Origin of the sequence: Mesorhizobium sp. B2-6-2 (assembly GCF_006440615.1) — a bacterium.
Taxonomy (GTDB): Bacteria; Pseudomonadota; Alphaproteobacteria; order Rhizobiales; family Rhizobiaceae; genus Mesorhizobium.
The window spans coordinates 584,781-601,642 of sequence record NZ_VFUG01000001.1 but is presented as its reverse complement, the minus strand read 5'-3'; the positions used below and the strand labels follow the sequence as shown (position 1 = coordinate 601,642).

Sequence of the window (16,862 nt, the reverse complement as noted above, 5' to 3'; positions counted from 1 at the left end):
CACGTTGAAGTCGCGGCATGGATCCTCGGGTCTGCGCCGCGTCGCTTCGCTCCTTGCTCCGACCGTGGATGACGACGAGCGGTTTCGCCAAATCGCCAAAGTACGCAATCCACGAGAGCAACAACCTTATCGAGATGTCTGCGCCGGAAAGCGACGCCATAGTCACGCCAGAAAGAAAGCCGTTGATAGTATGGCGGGCGAGTTGACCGAATCGCCGCACGCGCCGATAGGATCGATTTCATGCGCACGGCTGTCCATTCTTCCTCCGTCATCGGCCCCACCGTCGGTTTCGTCAGGCTTCCGCATGGCGATGGCCTGCCGCTGCCGGCCTATGAAAGCGCGGGCGCCGCCGGCATGGATTTGCGCGCCGCGGTGCCGGAAGACCGGCCGCTGCTCATCCTGCCGGGAAAGCGTGCCCTGGTGCCAACCGGGCTTGTCCTGGAAATCCCCGAAGGCATGGAGGGCCAGGTGCGGCCACGCTCGGGCCTTGCCTTCAAGCATGGGCTTACCGTCCTCAACACGCCCGGCACCGTCGACAGCGACTATCGCGGCGAGGTGAAGGTGCTGCTGGTCAATCTCGGCGACGAGGATTTCTCGGTGACGCGCGGCATGCGTATTGCCCAGATCGTTTTCGCGGCCGTGACCCAGGTTGCGGTCGAGGAAAGAGGGCTGGCCGGCGGCACGGCGCGCGGCGCAGGCGGCTTCGGGTCGACCGGCACCGCTTGAATGGCAATCCCCAAGCTGGTTATCTTCGATTGCGACGGTGTCCTGGTCGACACCGAGAACCTTGCCAACAGGCGCCTCGCCGAATGGCTGACCGTCGCCGGGTTTACGACCACATTCGAATATTGCCGCAAGAACTTCTCCGGCCGCAGCATGGCCTCGGTGCAGAAGGAGATCGAAGAGACGACCGAGGTGCGGCTCGGCGCCGACTTCGTCGAGCGCTGGAATGCCGGCCTGCCGGACCTTTTTTCGCACGGGGTCGAAGCAATCCCCCATGTGCGCGACTTCATCGATAAGGTGCGGGCTGCGGGCATCGCCTATTGCGTCGCTTCCTCGGCGCGGGTCGCGAAGATGCACATCACGCTGGGCCAGACCGGGCTGTTGCCGCTGTTCGAGCATGCGATGTTCTCATCCACCATGGTCAGCCGAGGCAAGCCGTTCCCGGATCTCTTTCTGCATGCGGCAACGACGATGGGCTTCGCGCCGGCCGACTGCATCGTCATCGAGGACAGCGTCGCCGGTACCCAGGCCGGCATTGCCGCCGGTATGCGGGTGTTCTCCTATTACGCCGATCCGCTCTCCGATCGCGACGGCCTGGCGGCGGCCGGCGGCATATTGTTCGACGACATGCGCGACCTTGCCGGGCTCGTGCCGATCCGCTGATCGCACCCGGCTGCGCACCGCAACGCGCAGTGCTAGCGTGAGCGCATCCGAGAGGCCCCATGATTTCCACTCTATGCCGTTTGAGGAAGCGGCGCCCAAGGCGGTCTCGCACGACATTTCCGTCACCTATCGCTGGGACAAAGCCAGACCGCGTTACGCAAGGAATTCCGACGCCTTCAAGAAATTGTCAGCAGAAACCGCCAAACGCTTCTGAGCCGGACGCATTCGTTTGCCCGGTTCGAGCGGCCGCGATAAATTCCCCGCACCACTCCACTCATGATTGAGGACCCGCCATGGACGACAAGGGCAAGATTTTTCGCGATCTGCACGCCTCCACCTTCGTCATGCCCAATCCCTGGGACATAGGCACGACAAAGCTTCTTTCTTCGTTCGGCTTCAAGGCGCTGGCGACGACCAGCGCCGGCTTCGCCTTCTCGCGCGGCCTGCCGGACGGCGCCGTGACCTTCGACGCCATGATCCATCATTGCCGCGAGGTGACGTCCGCGACGGACCTGCCGGTTTCGGCCGATCTGGAGCGCGGCAAGGGCGACAGCCCAGAACAGGCGGCCGAAACCATCTTCGCGGCCGAAGCCGCCGGTCTCGCCGGCTGCTCGATCGAGGACCACACCGGCGACCCCGGTAATCCGATCTACGATTTCTCGCTGGCGACCGAGCGCGTCGCTGCCGCTGTCGAGGCAGCCCGGGCGCTCAAGCACGATTTCGTCTTCACAGCGCGGGCCGAGAATTTCCTGTGGGGCAAGACCGACCTCGACGACACGATCAAGCGGCTGCAGGCTTTCGAGAAAGCCGGCGCCGACGTGCTTTACGCGCCGGGCATCGGCGACGTCGAAATGGTGCGCACGATCTGCTCGTCGGTAACCCGGCCGGTCAATGTGATGGCCCGACCCGGCTTCACCATCGCCGAGCTTGCCATGGCCGGAGCCAAGCGCATCTCGCTCGGACCGTGGCTGACCAATTTCGCCTATGGCATGCTGGAGACGGCGGCGCGCGAAATCCAGCAGGACGGCACCTTCGGCTTCGCCCGGGCGGCGATGCCGTTCGGCAAGCTGCAGGCGCTGTTCCGTAGTGGGGCGGCTGAATAAGGCTAAACCGGCTCCCGCGCCGCAACCGCCTTGTGCAGATGCACCATCATGGCGGCGGCAAAAAGCGGCGTCAGAAGGTTGAGCAGCGGCACGGCAAGGAACATAGCGATGACCAGTCCGGCCAGGAACACCGTGCCGGCATATTTGCGGCGCAACGCCTTGGCCTCGGGCTCGGGACGAAACCGCATGGCGGCGAACTCGAAGAATTCGCGGCCCAGCAGATAGCCGTTGACGATGAAGAAGGCGGCAATGTTGATGCCCGGCACCAGCAACAGCAGCAGCGCGACGATGTTGCCGAGGACGACCACGCCGAAGAATTTGACGGCCAGCGCAAGCGAATGCAGCGCCGGCACGGCGCGGCCGGGCGGATCGTTGGGGTAGTCGGTACGTTCGACCACTTCGGCGACATCGTCGAGGTACAGGCCGGCGACGATCGCCGTCACCGGCGCGATGAGCAAGGCCAAGCCCACAGCCAGAACGATGCCGGCGATGATGCCGCCCAGCCACCCGGCCCAGGACGGCAGGCCCGGAAGCAGCGTTTGCAGCCATGGCCAGGCTAGCCATTCGAGCAGGCTCTCCAAACCGACCCACAGCGCCAGCAGAGCGAGCAGCGTCAGCCCCAGCGTCTTCAGAAAAACGGAACGGAATTCGGGAGAGAATAACCGGCTGGCGGCGGCGCGGGCGGCGTCGAGGATCACAGCGTCTTCAACCCCTCATCGAGAAAGACGCTTCGCAGATAAGCAGGCTGGATGCCAGGCGCAACTATTGCGCAAGCCTGGCCTGCCTGGCCGGAATGGTCATCGCCGCGACGCCGGCGACGACGAAGGCCATGCCGAGCCAGGCCGCCGGCCCGAGGCTTTCGCCGAGGAAGACGGCGCCGATGCCGACGCCGATCGGCACGCGCAGATAGGCCTGCGAGGTGGTGCCGACCGAGCCCAGCGTGTGGATGAGGCGGAAGAAGATCGAGAATGCGAGCGCGGTGGAGAAGACCGAAAGCCCGAAGAGAGCCAGCATCGATGCCGTCGACGGCGTCAACGTCCAGGGCCGGTCGAAGACGAGGCTCAAGGGAATCAGGATCGCGGCGCCGCAGATCATCGAGCCGGCCGCCGGCACCATCGGATCGAGCCCGCGGAAGTTACGGCCAAAGATGGCGGCGCCCGCGTAGCAGACGGTGGCGGCGACCACGGCAAGCTGCGCCCAGAGCTGGCGGCCGATGCCGCCAAGGGCCTCGGTGCCGACGATGAGGCAAATGCCGGCGATGCCGGCGCCGACGCCAACGAGCTTGCGCAGGTTCACCGGCTCGTGGCGGGTGATCAGCGCCGTCAGCAGGAAGGTGAAGATCGGCGACGTCGCGTTCAGGATCGTCGCAAGACCGGCATCGATCGAGCGCTCGGCGGCGGCAATCAGCGTGAACGGGATGACGCTGTTGAGGCAGGCCTGGAACATGAAGCGGCGCCAATTGACCATATCCCGCGGCATGGCAAGGCCGCGCCAGCGGATGAGGCCAAGCAGAATGGCGCCGGCAATCAGCGTGCGTCCGGCGATGAAGGTCACCGGCGGGATTGTCTCGACGCCGATCTTGATGAATGTGTAGGAGGCGCCCCACAGCACCGCCAAAACGCCGAGCAGCGCCAGCTCGGTGGACATTTCGCTCTTCTCGGACATTTCTGCGCCTTCTGCTGCGGGAACGATCCGCATTGTTGTTACGCAATTCCGGACCCGCCACGCACTTTTCCTGGAATTGCTTCTAGCCCATGGCGGCGCGGAAGTGTTTCGATCGCCGTGAAACCATAGCGGCGAAGGCCGCGGTCGATATGGGCCAGTTCGACACGAACGCTGCCGCAGCCGGTGCTTCGCAAGACAATGGCGATTTTCGGGGTAGGCAAAGCAATGCCAAGTCGCTAGACCCGCGCCCGGCCGGCATGCCAGATAGCCGGGCAGCCCTTGGCGGAGATTTTGATGCCGGAATATGACGTGCTTTGCATCGGCAATGCCATTGTCGACATCATCGCGCAGTGCGACGAAGCTTTTCTCGAGACCAACGGCATCATCAAGGGCGCGATGAACCTCATCGACGCAAGGCGCGCCGAACTGCTTTACAGCCGCATGGGGCCGGCGATCGAGGCTTCCGGCGGCAGCGCCGGCAACACCGCGGCCGGCGTCGCCAGCCTCGGCGGACGGGCCGCCTTCTTCGGCAAGGTGTCGAATGACGCGCTGGGCGAAATCTACACCCATGACATCCACGCCCAGGGCGTGGCCTTCGATACCGCACCGCTCACGGGCGAACCGCCGACGGCGCGCTCGATGATCTTCGTCACGCCCGACGGCGAGCGTTCGATGAACACCTATCTCGGCGCCTGTATCGAGCTTGGCCCCGAGGATGTCGAGGCCGACAAGGCCGCCGGCGCCAAGGTGACTTATTTCGAAGGCTATCTGTGGGATCCGCCGCGCGCCAAGGAGGCCATCCGGCAGACGGCCAAGCTGGCGCATGCGGCGGGCCGCGAAGTGTCGATGACACTATCGGATTCCTTTTGCGTCGACCGCTACCGCGACGAGTTTCTCGAGCTGATGCGTTCGGGCACCGTCGACATCGTCTTTGCCAACAGCCACGAGATCAAGTCGCTCTACCAGACCGCCTCCTTCGAGGAAGCGCTCGCCGCCATCCGCAAGGATTGCAGAATAGCCGCCGTCACGCGTTCTGAAAAAGGCTCGGTTGTCGTGCGCGGCGACGAGACCGTCGTCATCCAAGCGACGAAGATCAAGGAGCTGGTCGACACGACCGGCGCCGGCGATCTCTACGCTGCCGGCTTCCTTTACGGTTACACGACCGGCCGCAGCCTCAAGGACTGCGGCGATCTCGGCTCGCTGTCGGCCGGGCTGGTGATCCAGCAGATCGGCCCGCGCCCGCGCCAGAACCTACGTCGCGAGGCCGAGCAAGCGGGGCTTCTTTAGAGCTGCCCAATAAGTACCGTTGCGTCACCGCCAACAGGGTCAAAACTGGCTTCTCTGTCGCGCCCCTGTCATAGAGCGCTCCTACACGCAAACTGAGGCGTACTGTGACTGACATTGCGGCACGCTAAACCAGGGGTGTGAAGATGCATGCCAGCAACCTGCCGGGCCGCGGCGTTCGTTGCCGCCGCGGTTTTTGCTTTCCGCAATAAGAATTTCAGCATCCACCGGCGCCTGGGAGGAGCGCGGGCCACAAGACAGATTCATGACCAGATTCCAGAACTCGTCCGACGGGATTTCACAAGAGGCATTGGCAGGCCTGGTCGCCGAGGCGGTGCAGCAGGCGCTGATGCGGCAGGGCGTCCTGCTTGACACCGAGGCGCTGACTTCAGCCGGCAAGATTGCCGGCCATGTGGCCGCTGCCCTTCCCTTCCTGCCATCTGCGCAGCGCCTTGCAATCGATTCCTTCAAGGGCGATTGGACCGGCCTTGCCGCCGATTTTCTGCGCGCAATTGCGGAAAAGATAGCGAGCGGGGATTCGACCCTCCCCGACCGCAGCTTCGAGGCCCCGCCGAAACCGGAAGCAGGAAGGCCGATTGCACCGCAGATCGCCGAGCGCGCCGCGGAGCTCCAATCGATGCTGATCGAGGATTGGGCCGGCGAAGTCGCCGGCTCCACCTATCTCGAGGACAAGCTCCGTATCCCGCGGTCGACGCTGCATCGCTGGCAACGGCGCGGCGAGGTCGTTGCGCTGCGCAAGGGCGGCCGCAAGCATGTCTTCCCATTGGCCCAGTTCGTCGACGGCAGGCCGGTTCCGGGGATCAGCGGCGTGCTTTCGGCGATCGCCAATCCGAGGCTTGCCTGGTTCTGGCTAACCCGACCCTCGCCCGAGCTCGACGGCCGCATCCCCATCGAGATGTTACGGCAAGACATGGTCGAGGACGTCATCCGCGCCGCCCGCACTCTATCCTGACTCCCGTTTCGCGGAGTCAATTTTTCTATGTCTACCCGGATTCTCAGAAATTTATCCGGCAAATCATTCGTCATAAAACTGTAATAATTGGCACATTTGGCACATTACACAGGTTATCCTGCGTTCCGATTGTACTTATTGTTCAGAATGTCCCATCTTTGCATTTATGTGACGTGATATTTGCGCAACAAGACTTCCACAAGCGTTCAAAAGGCCGCCTTTCCGACACAATCCCTGTTGTGTGAGGCCAACGATTGGGCCATGTCCAAGGCGAAGAAGCGGCGCCGGTGCGCGTGCTTTTTCAACGATGGGGACGGGGGTGGCAAAGCCGAACGGCACGTCAGGCCTGTCTTGAACCTTTGACTGGAGATTCAAGAAAATGAACATCAAGAGCCTTCTACTCGGCTCCGCTGCGGCTCTGATCGCAGTTTCGGGCGCCCGCGCCGCCGACGCGGTGACCGTTGCCGAGCCGGAACCGGCCGAATACGTGAAGATCTGCGACGTCTATGGCGCCGGCTACTTCTACATCCCCGGCACCGAGACCTGCCTGCGCGTCGGCGGCTACATCCGCTATGACGCCGGCTTCGGCGACGTCGGCTCCCTCGACGGCCGCAAGACCAGAGACGTTCAGGACGGCGACCTGCAGAACACTTGGAGCAAGAACGCCCGCTTCGCGCTGAAGACCTGGACCGGACAAGAGACAGAGCTCGGCACGTTGAAGACCTACACCGAGACGCGTTTCAACTTCAAGAATGGCGGCCCGTCGAGCACGCCAACGCTGAACTTCGCCTGGATCCAGCTCGGCGGCCTGCGCGTCGGTAAGGACGAATCGACCTACGACTCGTTCATCGGCTACGCCGGCAACGTCATCCAGGACACGATCATCCCGTACGGCATCAAGGACACCAACCTCGTCAGCTACTACTTCGATGCCGGCAACGGCTTCTCGGGCGTGATCTCGCTTGAAGAAGGCGCGGACGATAAGGGCATTTCCGGCACGATCGACAGCTATGTTCCGCATGTCGTCGGCGGCGTGAAGTACAAGGGCGACTGGGGCGCGGTCACCGGCGTCGTCGCCTATGACAGCGCCTATGAGGAAGTCGCCGGCAAGGTTCGCCTGGACGTCAACGTCACCAAGGAACTGACCCTGTTCGTCATGGGCGGCTACGGCACCGATGATAATTTGGTCGACCATGCCAACGGTCGCGGCTTCTACAAACCGTGGGCAGGCAACTGGGCCGTCTGGGGCGGCGGCACCTACAAGTTCAACAGCAAGACGTCGTTCAACGTCCAGGCCTCGGCTGACGACGACAAGAACTACGCGCTCGCCGCGAACGTCGCCTACACCATCGTTCCCGGGTTCACGATCACGACCGAAGTCGATTGGGATCACTACGGTCACTTCGACGACGGCACCCCGTTCGGCAACTGGACCAAGGCCGACAAGAAGAACAGCGTCGGCGGCATCGTCCGTTTCCAGCGCAATTTCTGATCGAAAGATCACAAAGGAAAGGCCCGCGGCACCGCCGCGGGCCTTTTGCTTTGGTTCAAATAAAGAAACCGGTGCGCCAGCGGCGCGTCAATTCCCCGCCGTATAGGCCGCGATCGCCGCCATGTTGACGATGTCTGAGTCCTTGGCGTTGAGCGAGACGATCTGCACCGGCTTGTTCAATCCCACCAGCAGCGGGCCGATGACGGTCGAGCCGCCGAGTTCCTGCAGCATCTTGGTCGAGATCGAGGCCGAGTGGAAGGCGGGCATCACGAGCACATTGGCCGGGCCGGTCAGGCGAATGAAAGGATATTGTGCCATGGCGCGCGGGTTCAGCGCCACGTCGGCCGCCATCTCACCGTCATATTCGAAATCGACGCGGCGCTTGTCGAGGATGCGCACCGCCTCCTGCACGCGCTCGGAACGCTCGCCCTGCGGATGGCCGAAGGTCGAGTAGGCGAGCATGGCAAGTCTCGGCTCGTAACCCATGCGGCGGGCGAAGCCGGCCGCCTCCTCGGCGATGTCGGCGATCTGCTCGGCGTTCGGCATGTCGTGCACGGCGGTGTCGGCGACCAACACGGTGCGGCCACGCGCCAGCACGATCGAGACGCCGATGACGCGGTGCCCGGGCTTGGCGTCGATGATGCGACGCACGTCATCGAGCGCGGTGGAATAGTTGCGGGTGACGCCGGTGACGATGCCGTCGGCATCGCCCAGCGCCACCATGCAGGCGGCGAAATGATTGCGGTCGTTGTTGATCAGCCGCTGGCAGTCGCGGAACAGGAAACCCTTCCGCTGCATGCGCTCGTAGAGATAGTCGGTATAGATGCCGTTGCGGCGCGACAGCCTGGCATTGATGATCTCGAGGCCCGGCTTGTTCAAGTCGATGCCGGCATTGCGGGCATTGTCCTTGATGACGTCGTCGCGGCCGAGCAGGATCGCCGTGCCGAGCTTCTGGTTCACATAGGAGACGGCGGCGCGCATCACCTGCTCCTCCTCGCCCTCGGCGAAGACGATGCGCTTGGGCTGGCGGCGCACGCGGTCGTAGATGCGCTGCAAGGTGGAGGCGATCGGGTCGCGGCGGGCGGACAGTTCCTGCGCATAGCGGTCGAGGGCGAGGATCGGCTTGCGGGCGACGCCCGATTCCATTGCCGCCTTGGCCACCGCCAGCGGGATCGCCGAGATCAGGCGCGGATCGAACGGCACCGGAATGATGTAGTTGGGGCCGAATTTCGGCCGGTTGCCCTGATAGGCGGCGGCGACGTCGTCCGGCACGTCCTGGCGCGCCAGCTCGGCAAGCGCCCTGGCGGCCGCGATCTTCATCTCGTCATTGATGGTGGTGGCGCGCACATCCAGCGCGCCCCGGAAGATATAGGGAAAGCCCAGAACATTGTTGACCTGGTTTGGGTAGTCCGAACGACCCGTGGCCATGATGGCGTCGGTGCGGATCTCGGCCACTTCCTCCGGCGTGATCTCGGGATCGGGATTGGCCATGGCGAAGATGATCGGGTTCTTGGCCATCGACTGCACCATGGCGGTGGTAAGCGCGCCCTTGGCGGACAGGCCGAGGAAAACGTCTGCGCCGTACAGCGCTTCGGCCAGGCTGCGCGCCTCGGTCTTGACCGCATGCGCCGACTTCCACTGGTTCATGCCTTCGGTACGGCCCTGGAAGACTACGCCCTTGGTGTCGCACAGGATGATATTTTCGGGCGAAAAACCCATCGCCTTCATCAATTCGATGCAGGCGATGCCGGCGGCGCCCGCGCCGTTGCAGACCATCTTCGTGGTCTTCATGTCGCGGCCGGTGATCTCCAACGCGTTGATCAGCCCGGCGGCCGAGATGATGGCCGTGCCATGCTGATCGTCATGGAAGACGGGAATGTCCATGAGCTCGCGCAGCCGCTGCTCGATGATGAAGCACTCCGGCGCCTTGATATCCTCGAGGTTGATGCCGCCGAAGGAAGGCCCGAGGAAGCGCACGCAATTGATGAACTCGTCGGCGTCCTCGGTCGCCACTTCGAGGTCGATCGAATCGACATCGGCGAAGCGCTTGAACAGCACCGCCTTGCCTTCCATCACCGGTTTCGAGGCCAGCGCGCCGAGATTGCCGAGGCCGAGGATGGCGGTGCCGTTGGAGATGACGGCGACCATGTTGCCGCGCGTCGTATAGTCGAAGGCGCGGCTCGGATCCTCGGCAATGGCGCGCACGGGAACGGCGACGCCCGGCGAATAGGCGAGGCTCAGATCGCGTTGCGTCGCCATCGGCTTGGTGGCGACGATCTCCAGCTTGCCGGGCCGTCCCATGGCGTGGAACTCCAGCGCCTCCTCGGGACTGACGGAGGGGCCGCTGCTTTCCGTTTTCCTGGCCATGTTGCTGACGTTTCTCCCACCATTTCGCGCTCTTGGGCGCATTGTTTTGATTTACCCGCTTAAGGCTACACGCCGCCGCTGTAAATCGCCAAGCGATCCAGCGATTTTGTTCCTCCGTCGGCGCAGACAAGCGGTCAGATCTTGCCCGAGGAGATCGCGGCAATCTCGCGCAGGTGCTCGCGTACCGGGGCCCACCGCGTCAGCCCGGAGGTCCCGGCGAACGGCCATTCGGAGAAAGGCGGATCGTTGCTTCCCATGCGCTGCTTAAGCGCCGAGAGATAGGCCATCAGTTCCAGTCGTTCCGCCCGCACCCTTTCCAGCGTGCGGCCGCGAATCTCCTCGCGCGGGATAGCGCGGTCGCGAAGTCGCTCGACCGCACGGCGGATTGCGGCCGGCTCCGGCTCGGCGATAAGGCAATAGTCCGGATCGAAATAGACATCGCGGCCGCCGATGCTCGGCGTCGAGACGATCGGCAGACCGGCGAGCAGATACTCCATGCTGGAATACATCGCCCCTTCCACCGCCGACAGGCAGAGCCCGACCGCGGCCCGGTTGTAGACGCGGTTGACCTCGTGAGGCGGCATCCGCCCGGGCAGGCCGTCAATGAGCGGATTGGCGATGCTGTGAAGCGGTGATTGCGCCTGCAGCCGGCGGATGAAGGCGTGGTCGCCGTCCGGCGGCAATTCGCCGATCGAGGACGTCACATGGACCAGTCTTTCGATCTCGAAGGCGAGGTGGTGCCGCTTGGTGTGCGAGATGCGGCCATTGTAGACGGCATCGTACTCGACCGGCACGTCCGGCAGCGGCTGGAAGACGTCTTCCGAGATCATCAGATTGTGGTTGGAGAAGATCGCTGTGCCGCGAACGCCTGCAATCAGACGGCGCTCTTCCTCTGTGTTGCAGAGAAAGATCAGGTCATGGTCGGGGCAGACCGCGGCGAACCACTCGAGATCCTTGCGTATCTGCTCGACGACGCTGGGTCTCTCCAGCGTCCAGTTCGGCATCAGAAGGAAGGTAGCGCGCCGCGGCACCATCCGCCGGCAGAGAGCAGCGAGTGCGTAGAGCGGGCGCCGGCCGCCGACAGGTATGTAGAGGATCAACGGATCGCGACTGAAGATATGGACGGGCATGTCGATGCCGCCATCGAGGCCGGAGAGCGGCCCGCGCGTCGGCAGGATGAACGGAAACCGTGTCCGCACCCACGCCCTGATTTTGGTTCTGGTACGGTTGGCGCGGTTGGTGGCAAGAAGCCGCACACGCCTGAGCGGCGAGCCGACTGGGCCGACCATCTCCTCGAACGTCTCGTGTCCGTCCTTCTTCATCGCCCCGCTGTCTTCTCCTGACCCCGAACGATCCATATGTCGGCCGGCTGCACGAGGCAACACGCCCTGCGCGCCCGTCTGCCGATGGCGGCAACGGCCCACTCGTCCCCCGTTTTTGCAACCGCCGGCATTAAACCGCCCGCCCACATCTGCTAGCGTGCCGGGATGGATATGCGTACCCCGGAAGAACACAACGCGAGGGCGGCACCGGCACCGTTTGTTACGGGCGGCGTCACGCCGATGATGGAGCAATTCATCGAGATCAAGGCGGCGAACCCGGATTCGCTGCTGTTCTACCGCATGGGCGATTTCTACGAGCTGTTCTTCGACGATGCGGAGAAGGCGAGCCAGGCGCTCGGCATCGTCTTGACCAAGCGGGGCAAGCACCAGGGCAATGACATCCCGATGTGCGGCGTGCCGGTGCATGCGGCGGACGACTATCTGCAAAAGCTGATCGCGCAAGGTTTTCGCGTCGCCGTCTGCGAGCAGGTCGAGGACCCGGCCGAAGCCAAGAAACGCGGCTCCAAATCGGTGGTGCGGCGCGACGTGGTGCGACTGGTCACGCCAGGCACCATCACCGAGGACAAGCTGCTCGCGCCCTCGGAATCGAGCTTCCTGATGGCGCTTGGCCGCGTGAAGGGGGGCGCGACCAGCCAGGCCGGCTTCGCGCTGGCCTGGATCGACATTTCGACAGGCGCCTTCCGCGTCGCCGAGACGAGCGCCGAGCGGCTGCTTGCCGACATCTTCCGCGTCGACCCGCGCGAGCTGATCGTCGCCGAGCCGGTTTTCCATGATCCGGAGCTCAGGCCCGTGTTCGACGTGCTGGGCCGCGTCGCCAATCCGCAGCCGCCGTCGCTGTTCGATTCGGCCTCGGCCACCGGACGCATCGCCCGCTTCTTCGACGTCGCGACGCCGGACAGTTTCGGCACCTTCTCGCGCGCCGAGCTGTCGGCGATCTCGGGCGCCATCGCTTACGTCGAAAAGACGCAGAAAGCCGAACGCCCGCCGCTGTCGCGCCCCGAGCGCGAGGAGCAGGGCTCGACGCTGCTCATCGACCCGGCGACCCGCGCCAATCTGGAACTTTTGCGCACGCTGTCCGGCAACCGCGACGGCTCGCTGTTCAAGGCGATCGACCGCACGGTGACAGGCGGCGGGGCGCGACTGCTCGCCGACCGGCTGATGGCGCCGCTGACCGATCCAACGGCAATCGCGGCCAGGCTGGATTCGGTGTCGTTCTTCCGTTCCGAGATGCGGCTCTGCCAGGGCCTGCGGGCGAGCCTCAAAAGTGTCGCCGACATGCCGAGGGCGCTGTCCAGGCTGGCGCTCAACCGCGGCGGACCGCGCGACCTGGGCGCGCTGCGCGCCGGCTTCGAGGCGGCCGGCGCGATTGCCGAATTGTTCGCAGCGGCCGATCTGCCCGCCGAGCTCGCCGCGGCACTGGCCGCGATTCACGCCTTGCCCACGGCGCTTGCCCGCCACCTCAGCGAGGCGCTCGACGACGAGCTGCCGCTGATCAAGCGCGACGGCGGCTTCGTGCGGTCGGGCTACAATGCCGAACTCGACGAGATGCGGGCGCTGCGCGACGAATCGCGAAAGGTGATCGCCGGACTGGAGCGCTCGCTGATCGAGGAAACCGGCATCCGTTCGCTGAAGATCCGGCACAATAATGTGCTCGGCTATTACATCGAGGTGACGGCCAATCACCATTCGATCATGACCGGCAGCGACGCCGCCAAGGCGCGCTTCATCCATCGCCAGACCATGGCCAACGCCATGCGCTTCACCACGACGGAGCTGGCGGAGCTGGAATCGAAGATCGCCAACGCCGCCGACCGGGCGCTCGGCATCGAGCTTGCCGCCTTCGACCGGCTGACGGCGGAAGTGGTGGGAGAGGCCGAACGGATCCGCGCCGGCGCCGACGCGCTTGCGGCTCTGGATGTTTCATCGGCTCTGGCATTGCTTTCCGAAAGCGAGGGCTGGTGCCGGCCGCTGGTGGATTCGAGCCTCGCCTTCGAAATTGCCGGCGGGCGTCACCCGGTGGTCGAACAGGCGCTCAGGCGGTCCGGCGAAGGTCCGTTCGTCGCCAATGATTGCGACCTGTCGCCCCAGGGCGGCGCCAAGGCCGGCGCGATCTGGCTGCTCACCGGCCCCAATATGGGCGGTAAGTCGACGTTCCTCAGGCAGAACGCGCTGATCGCCATTCTTGCCCAGACCGGTTCCTTCGTGCCGGCGCAAAGCGCCCATATCGGCGTCGTCGACCGGCTGTTCTCGCGCGTCGGCGCCTCGGACGACCTGGCGCGCGGCCGCTCGACCTTCATGGTCGAGATGGTCGAGACGGCGGCGATCCTCAACCAGGCAGGCGAGCGGGCGCTGGTCATCCTCGACGAGATCGGCCGAGGCACGGCAACTTTCGACGGCCTGTCGATCGCCTGGGCGGCAGTCGAATATCTGCATGAGAAGAACCGCTGCCGGGCGATCTTTGCCACGCATTTCCACGAGATGACGGCGCTGGCGGGCAAGCTCCCCCGGCTTCACAACGTCACCATGCGGGTGAAGGAATGGGAAGGCGACGTCGTCTTCCTGCACGAGGTCGGCAAGGGCGCGGCCGACCGCTCCTATGGCGTGCAGGTGGCGCGGCTCGCCGGCCTGCCGGAAGCGGTCGTCGCCCGCGCCAAGGAAGTGCTGCACCAGCTCGAAGAGGGCGAAGTCTCGGGCAAGACCAATCGGCTCGTCGACGACCTGCCGCTGTTTTCGGTGGCGGTGAAGCGCGAAGCGCCGAAACCCACCAAAAGCGATGCGCTGGGCGACGCGCTCGGCGCGATCAATCCGGACGAGATGACGCCGCGCGAGGCGCTGGAGGCGCTCTACCGGCTGAAGGGACTGGCAACGAAGCAGTAGAACCAGGCGTGGCCTTGACTGACTGTACCGATCGGTACAATATCGGTTATCGACGATCGGAACCGACAGGAGATTTCATGAGCCGTCCGCCATTGCCGCCCTTCACGGCCGAGACAGCGGCGCAAAAGGCGCGCCTCGCCGAGGATGCCTGGAACAGCCGCGACCCGGAACGGGTTTCGCTCGCCTATACCGAGGACAGCAGCTGGCGCAACCGGGCCGAATTCATCTCTGGCCGCGGCGAGATCGTCGATTTCCTCAAGCGCAAATGGGAGCGCGAGCTGGATTATCGCCTGATCAAGGAGGTCTGGACCTGGAATGAAAACCGCATCGCGGTGCGCTTCGCCTATGAATGGCGCGACGATAGCGGCCACTGGTTCCGCTCCTACGGCAACGAGAAATGGGAATTCGACGAGGCCGGGCTGATGCGCCGGCGCGTGGCGAGCATCAACGACCTGTCGATCACGGAGCGCGAGCGGAAATATCATTGGCCGCTCGGCCGCCGGCCGGACGACCATCCCGGCCTTTCGGAACTCGGGCTTTAGAACATGATCCCAAAAAGTGTGTAGCGGTTTTTGGAAAAGATCATGCTCAAACAAGAACACTAAGCATGCGACGCATCGCTCCGGACCGCGACCAGTTGCTGGCGATCGTGGCGGAAGTCTTCCGCGAGCACGGCTATGAGGGCGCCAGCCTGGCCCTGATCGGCGAGGCGGCGGGGCTCGGCAAGGGGAGCCTCTACCACTTCTTTCCGGGCGGCAAGGAAGAGATGGCCAGGGCCGTCATTGCCCATATCGACGGCTGGTTCGAGGACAATGTGTTTGCGCCGCTGCGCGACGGCGCCGATCCGTCGGCCGGGATCGAGCGGATGCTCGCGGCGACGGACAGCTACTTCCGCTCGGGGCGCCGGGTCTGTCTCATCGGCGCCTTCGCACTGGAGGCATCCCGCGACCTCTTCGCCAGCCAGATAAAGGACTATTTCGGTCGTTGGGTCGCGCACCTCGCCGATGCGCTGGCGCGAGTTGGGCATGGGAAAACCGAAGCAGTCGAGCTGGCCGAGGAAACCGTCGCCGCCATCCAGGGCGCGCTCACGCTTTCCCGTGCCGCTGACGATGCCGGGATATTCTCCCGTACGCCGCGCCGGCTGCGCACGCGGCTCGGGCTGTCGGCCAAGACCTAGCCCCAGTTCCTACAGAGGTTCGAAGCGGAAGCCGGTCTCGGTTCGGGAAACCCGGCCGATGCCCGGTGAGTCGAGATGCGCCCCTGCAACGCACCAGGCGTTGTCGGCGGCAAGGGCCAATATCTGCAGCCGGGTTGCCCGTGCCTGCTCCTGGTCGGCGTCGAATTCCCATGTGATGTCCGGCCGATCGAACTGAAGCGACGGCACGTGCACAAGGTCGCCCCAGGCCAGCAATGTTTCGCCGCGGCTCGTGACACGAAAGCAGGTATGGCCGATTTCATGACCCGGGGCGGCGACCCCTTCGATGTTCGCGCTCAAGTGCTGTCCCGGGTCCAGGGACTGCGCTCGGTCATGGAAGCGGCTCAACCTCGCTTCCGACCGGAACATGTCGAGCTCGGCTCGAGGGACAAGCAAGCGGGAGAGCTGCGGGAAACCGTCCCCGCCATCCGGAAGGATCAGCCCTTGGATATGGTCGAGATGGGTGTGGGTGAAGGCGACCGTGCGTATTCGATCGACGGCGATCTTGGCTTCGCTCAGCGCCTGCGGGAGGAAGCCCATCGTCGGGTGCCAGGCGTTCGAGGATCCCGTATCGATCAGCGTGATGTCTTCGCCGTCGTCGACGGCAAAGGCATTGACCGACAATCGGAGCGCACCGTCGAAGAGCGGTACCTGCGGCGGCAGATTGTCGCCGAAAGGCTTGTCTCCCGGCTGGCGCAGTCGCCGGACCGGCATGTCGACGTAACCGTCGCGCAGCGAGGTAACGGTCAAGTCGCCGATTTTATAGGCCGTGTAATGAGGTCCGGCTGAAATTCGTTCCACGCTTGCTCTCTTTCAACCGCGCATTCCGTCGCGAGGTTTTTGGTTAGTTCCCTCGACACAGGGATTTGAAGGGTTGCGGTCTGTCTTGGCGCAAGATTTTCCGTTCATTTCTGTGAAATCAGCGCAAACGCCGGGGATTGGTTGAAGCCGCCGCCACCTCGTCATTCTATGGCGGAGCAAGGAGCGAAGCGACGCGGCGCAGACCATAGAATCCGTGACATCGAGGCGTAGCAAGGGTGCAGAATTCTGCTTCGCCGCATCCCACGGCCCAGGTCACGGAATGGATTCCAGGGTCTCCGCGACGCCGCTTCGCGGCTGCTCCGCCCTGGAATGACGATCGCGATGGGCGTTTCGGCCAATCTCCAGCGCATGCCGC

14 protein-coding genes are annotated in these 16,862 nt (G+C 64.2%); 9 read left to right on the top strand and 5 right to left on the bottom strand.

Annotated elements, in window-relative coordinates; translation table 11 throughout:
* The first annotated feature begins 240 nt into the window (after positions 1 to 240).
* The 3 genes from dut to FJ419_RS02980 all read left to right on the top strand — a co-directional run bounded on the left by dut (position 241) and on the right by FJ419_RS02980 (position 2,489).
* Positions 241 to 726, top strand: coding sequence for a dUTP diphosphatase (gene dut, locus FJ419_RS02990; protein ID WP_140629095.1), 486 nt, complete (start codon positions 241 to 243; stop codon positions 724 to 726).
* Entirely contained in the window at positions 727 to 1,386 is a 660-nt protein-coding gene (locus tag FJ419_RS02985) for an HAD family phosphatase (protein WP_140687394.1), read from the top strand.
* A gap of 293 nt (positions 1,387 to 1,679) precedes the next feature.
* Entirely contained in the window at positions 1,680 to 2,489 is an 810-nt protein-coding gene (locus FJ419_RS02980; RefSeq protein ID WP_140687392.1) for an oxaloacetate decarboxylase, read from the top strand.
* Positions 2,490 to 2,491: 2 nt separating this feature from the next.
* On the opposite strand, the gene FJ419_RS02975 is transcribed toward FJ419_RS02980, so the two are convergent.
* Positions 2,492 to 3,187 (bottom strand): sulfate transporter family protein, encoded by a 696-nt coding sequence (locus FJ419_RS02975; RefSeq protein WP_140687390.1) that lies wholly within the window; start codon positions 3,185 to 3,187, stop codon positions 2,492 to 2,494.
* A gap of 64 nt (positions 3,188 to 3,251) precedes the next feature.
* Entirely contained in the window at positions 3,252 to 4,154 is a 903-nt protein-coding gene (locus FJ419_RS02970) for an EamA family transporter (RefSeq protein ID WP_140687387.1), read from the bottom strand.
* A gap of 294 nt (positions 4,155 to 4,448) precedes the next feature.
* On the opposite strand from FJ419_RS02970, the gene FJ419_RS02965 reads away from it, so the two are divergent.
* The 3 genes from FJ419_RS02965 (at position 4,449) to FJ419_RS02955 (ending at position 7,903) form a co-directional block, all read left to right on the top strand.
* A complete protein-coding gene (locus FJ419_RS02965; protein WP_140687385.1) occupies positions 4,449 to 5,441 on the top strand; it encodes an adenosine kinase in 993 nt (330 codons plus the stop codon).
* A 262-nt stretch (positions 5,442 to 5,703) separates the two neighbouring features.
* Positions 5,704 to 6,411: an antitoxin Xre/MbcA/ParS toxin-binding domain-containing protein gene (locus FJ419_RS02960; RefSeq protein WP_140687383.1), complete on the top strand. Its 708-nt coding sequence runs from the start codon at positions 5,704 to 5,706 to the stop codon at positions 6,409 to 6,411.
* Between the two features lie 379 nt (positions 6,412 to 6,790).
* The gene (locus tag FJ419_RS02955; protein WP_140687381.1) at positions 6,791 to 7,903 is read left to right on the top strand and encodes a porin; all 1,113 of its coding nucleotides are present in this window, start codon (positions 6,791 to 6,793) and stop codon (positions 7,901 to 7,903) included.
* A gap of 87 nt (positions 7,904 to 7,990) precedes the next feature.
* Here the strand turns inward: FJ419_RS02955 and FJ419_RS02950 are convergent, their stop codons facing one another.
* On the bottom strand, positions 7,991 to 10,270 hold the full coding sequence (locus FJ419_RS02950; RefSeq protein ID WP_140687379.1) for an NADP-dependent malic enzyme: 2,280 nt from the start codon (positions 10,268 to 10,270) through the stop codon (positions 7,991 to 7,993).
* 134 nt (positions 10,271 to 10,404) lie between these two features.
* Positions 10,405 to 11,592, bottom strand: coding sequence for a glycosyltransferase (locus tag FJ419_RS02945; RefSeq protein ID WP_140687377.1), 1,188 nt, complete (start codon positions 11,590 to 11,592; stop codon positions 10,405 to 10,407).
* 165 nt (positions 11,593 to 11,757) lie between these two features.
* Here FJ419_RS02945 and mutS point away from each other — a divergent pair, with 165 nt between their 5' ends.
* From mutS to FJ419_RS02930, 3 genes are all read left to right on the top strand, one after another.
* Positions 11,758 to 14,490: a DNA mismatch repair protein MutS gene (mutS, locus tag FJ419_RS02940; RefSeq protein ID WP_140687375.1), complete on the top strand. Its 2,733-nt coding sequence runs from the start codon at positions 11,758 to 11,760 to the stop codon at positions 14,488 to 14,490.
* A 77-nt stretch (positions 14,491 to 14,567) separates the two neighbouring features.
* Entirely contained in the window at positions 14,568 to 15,032 is a 465-nt protein-coding gene (locus FJ419_RS02935) for a nuclear transport factor 2 family protein (protein WP_140687372.1), read from the top strand.
* A 65-nt stretch (positions 15,033 to 15,097) separates the two neighbouring features.
* Positions 15,098 to 15,667, top strand: coding sequence for a TetR/AcrR family transcriptional regulator (locus FJ419_RS02930; RefSeq protein WP_140687370.1), 570 nt, complete (start codon positions 15,098 to 15,100; stop codon positions 15,665 to 15,667).
* 9 nt (positions 15,668 to 15,676) lie between these two features.
* Here the strand turns inward: FJ419_RS02930 and FJ419_RS02925 are convergent, their stop codons facing one another.
* Positions 15,677 to 16,486: an MBL fold metallo-hydrolase gene (locus FJ419_RS02925; RefSeq protein ID WP_140687368.1), complete on the bottom strand. Its 810-nt coding sequence runs from the start codon at positions 16,484 to 16,486 to the stop codon at positions 15,677 to 15,679.
* Positions 16,487 to 16,862: the final 376 nt, after the last annotated feature.

Coding starts and splice junctions, on each gene's coding strand:
- FJ419_RS02970 (WP_140687387.1), bottom strand. CDS start 4,154: ATGTCCGAGAAGAGCGAAATGTCCACCGAGCTGGCGCTGCTCGGCGTT.
- FJ419_RS02985 (WP_140687394.1), top strand. CDS start 727: ATGGCAATCCCCAAGCTGGTTATCTTCGATTGCGACGGTGTCCTGGTC.
- FJ419_RS02980 (WP_140687392.1), top strand. CDS start 1,680: ATGGACGACAAGGGCAAGATTTTTCGCGATCTGCACGCCTCCACCTTC.
- FJ419_RS02955 (WP_140687381.1), top strand. CDS start 6,791: ATGAACATCAAGAGCCTTCTACTCGGCTCCGCTGCGGCTCTGATCGCA.
- mutS (WP_140687375.1), top strand. CDS start 11,758: ATGGATATGCGTACCCCGGAAGAACACAACGCGAGGGCGGCACCGGCA.
- FJ419_RS02930 (WP_140687370.1), top strand. CDS start 15,098: ATGCGACGCATCGCTCCGGACCGCGACCAGTTGCTGGCGATCGTGGCG.
- FJ419_RS02935 (WP_140687372.1), top strand. CDS start 14,568: ATGAGCCGTCCGCCATTGCCGCCCTTCACGGCCGAGACAGCGGCGCAA.
- FJ419_RS02960 (WP_140687383.1), top strand. CDS start 5,704: ATGACCAGATTCCAGAACTCGTCCGACGGGATTTCACAAGAGGCATTG.
- FJ419_RS02950 (WP_140687379.1), bottom strand. CDS start 10,270: ATGGCCAGGAAAACGGAAAGCAGCGGCCCCTCCGTCAGTCCCGAGGAG.
- FJ419_RS02945 (WP_140687377.1), bottom strand. CDS start 11,592: ATGAAGAAGGACGGACACGAGACGTTCGAGGAGATGGTCGGCCCAGTC.
- FJ419_RS02965 (WP_140687385.1), top strand. CDS start 4,449: ATGCCGGAATATGACGTGCTTTGCATCGGCAATGCCATTGTCGACATC.
- dut (WP_140629095.1), top strand. CDS start 241: ATGCGCACGGCTGTCCATTCTTCCTCCGTCATCGGCCCCACCGTCGGT.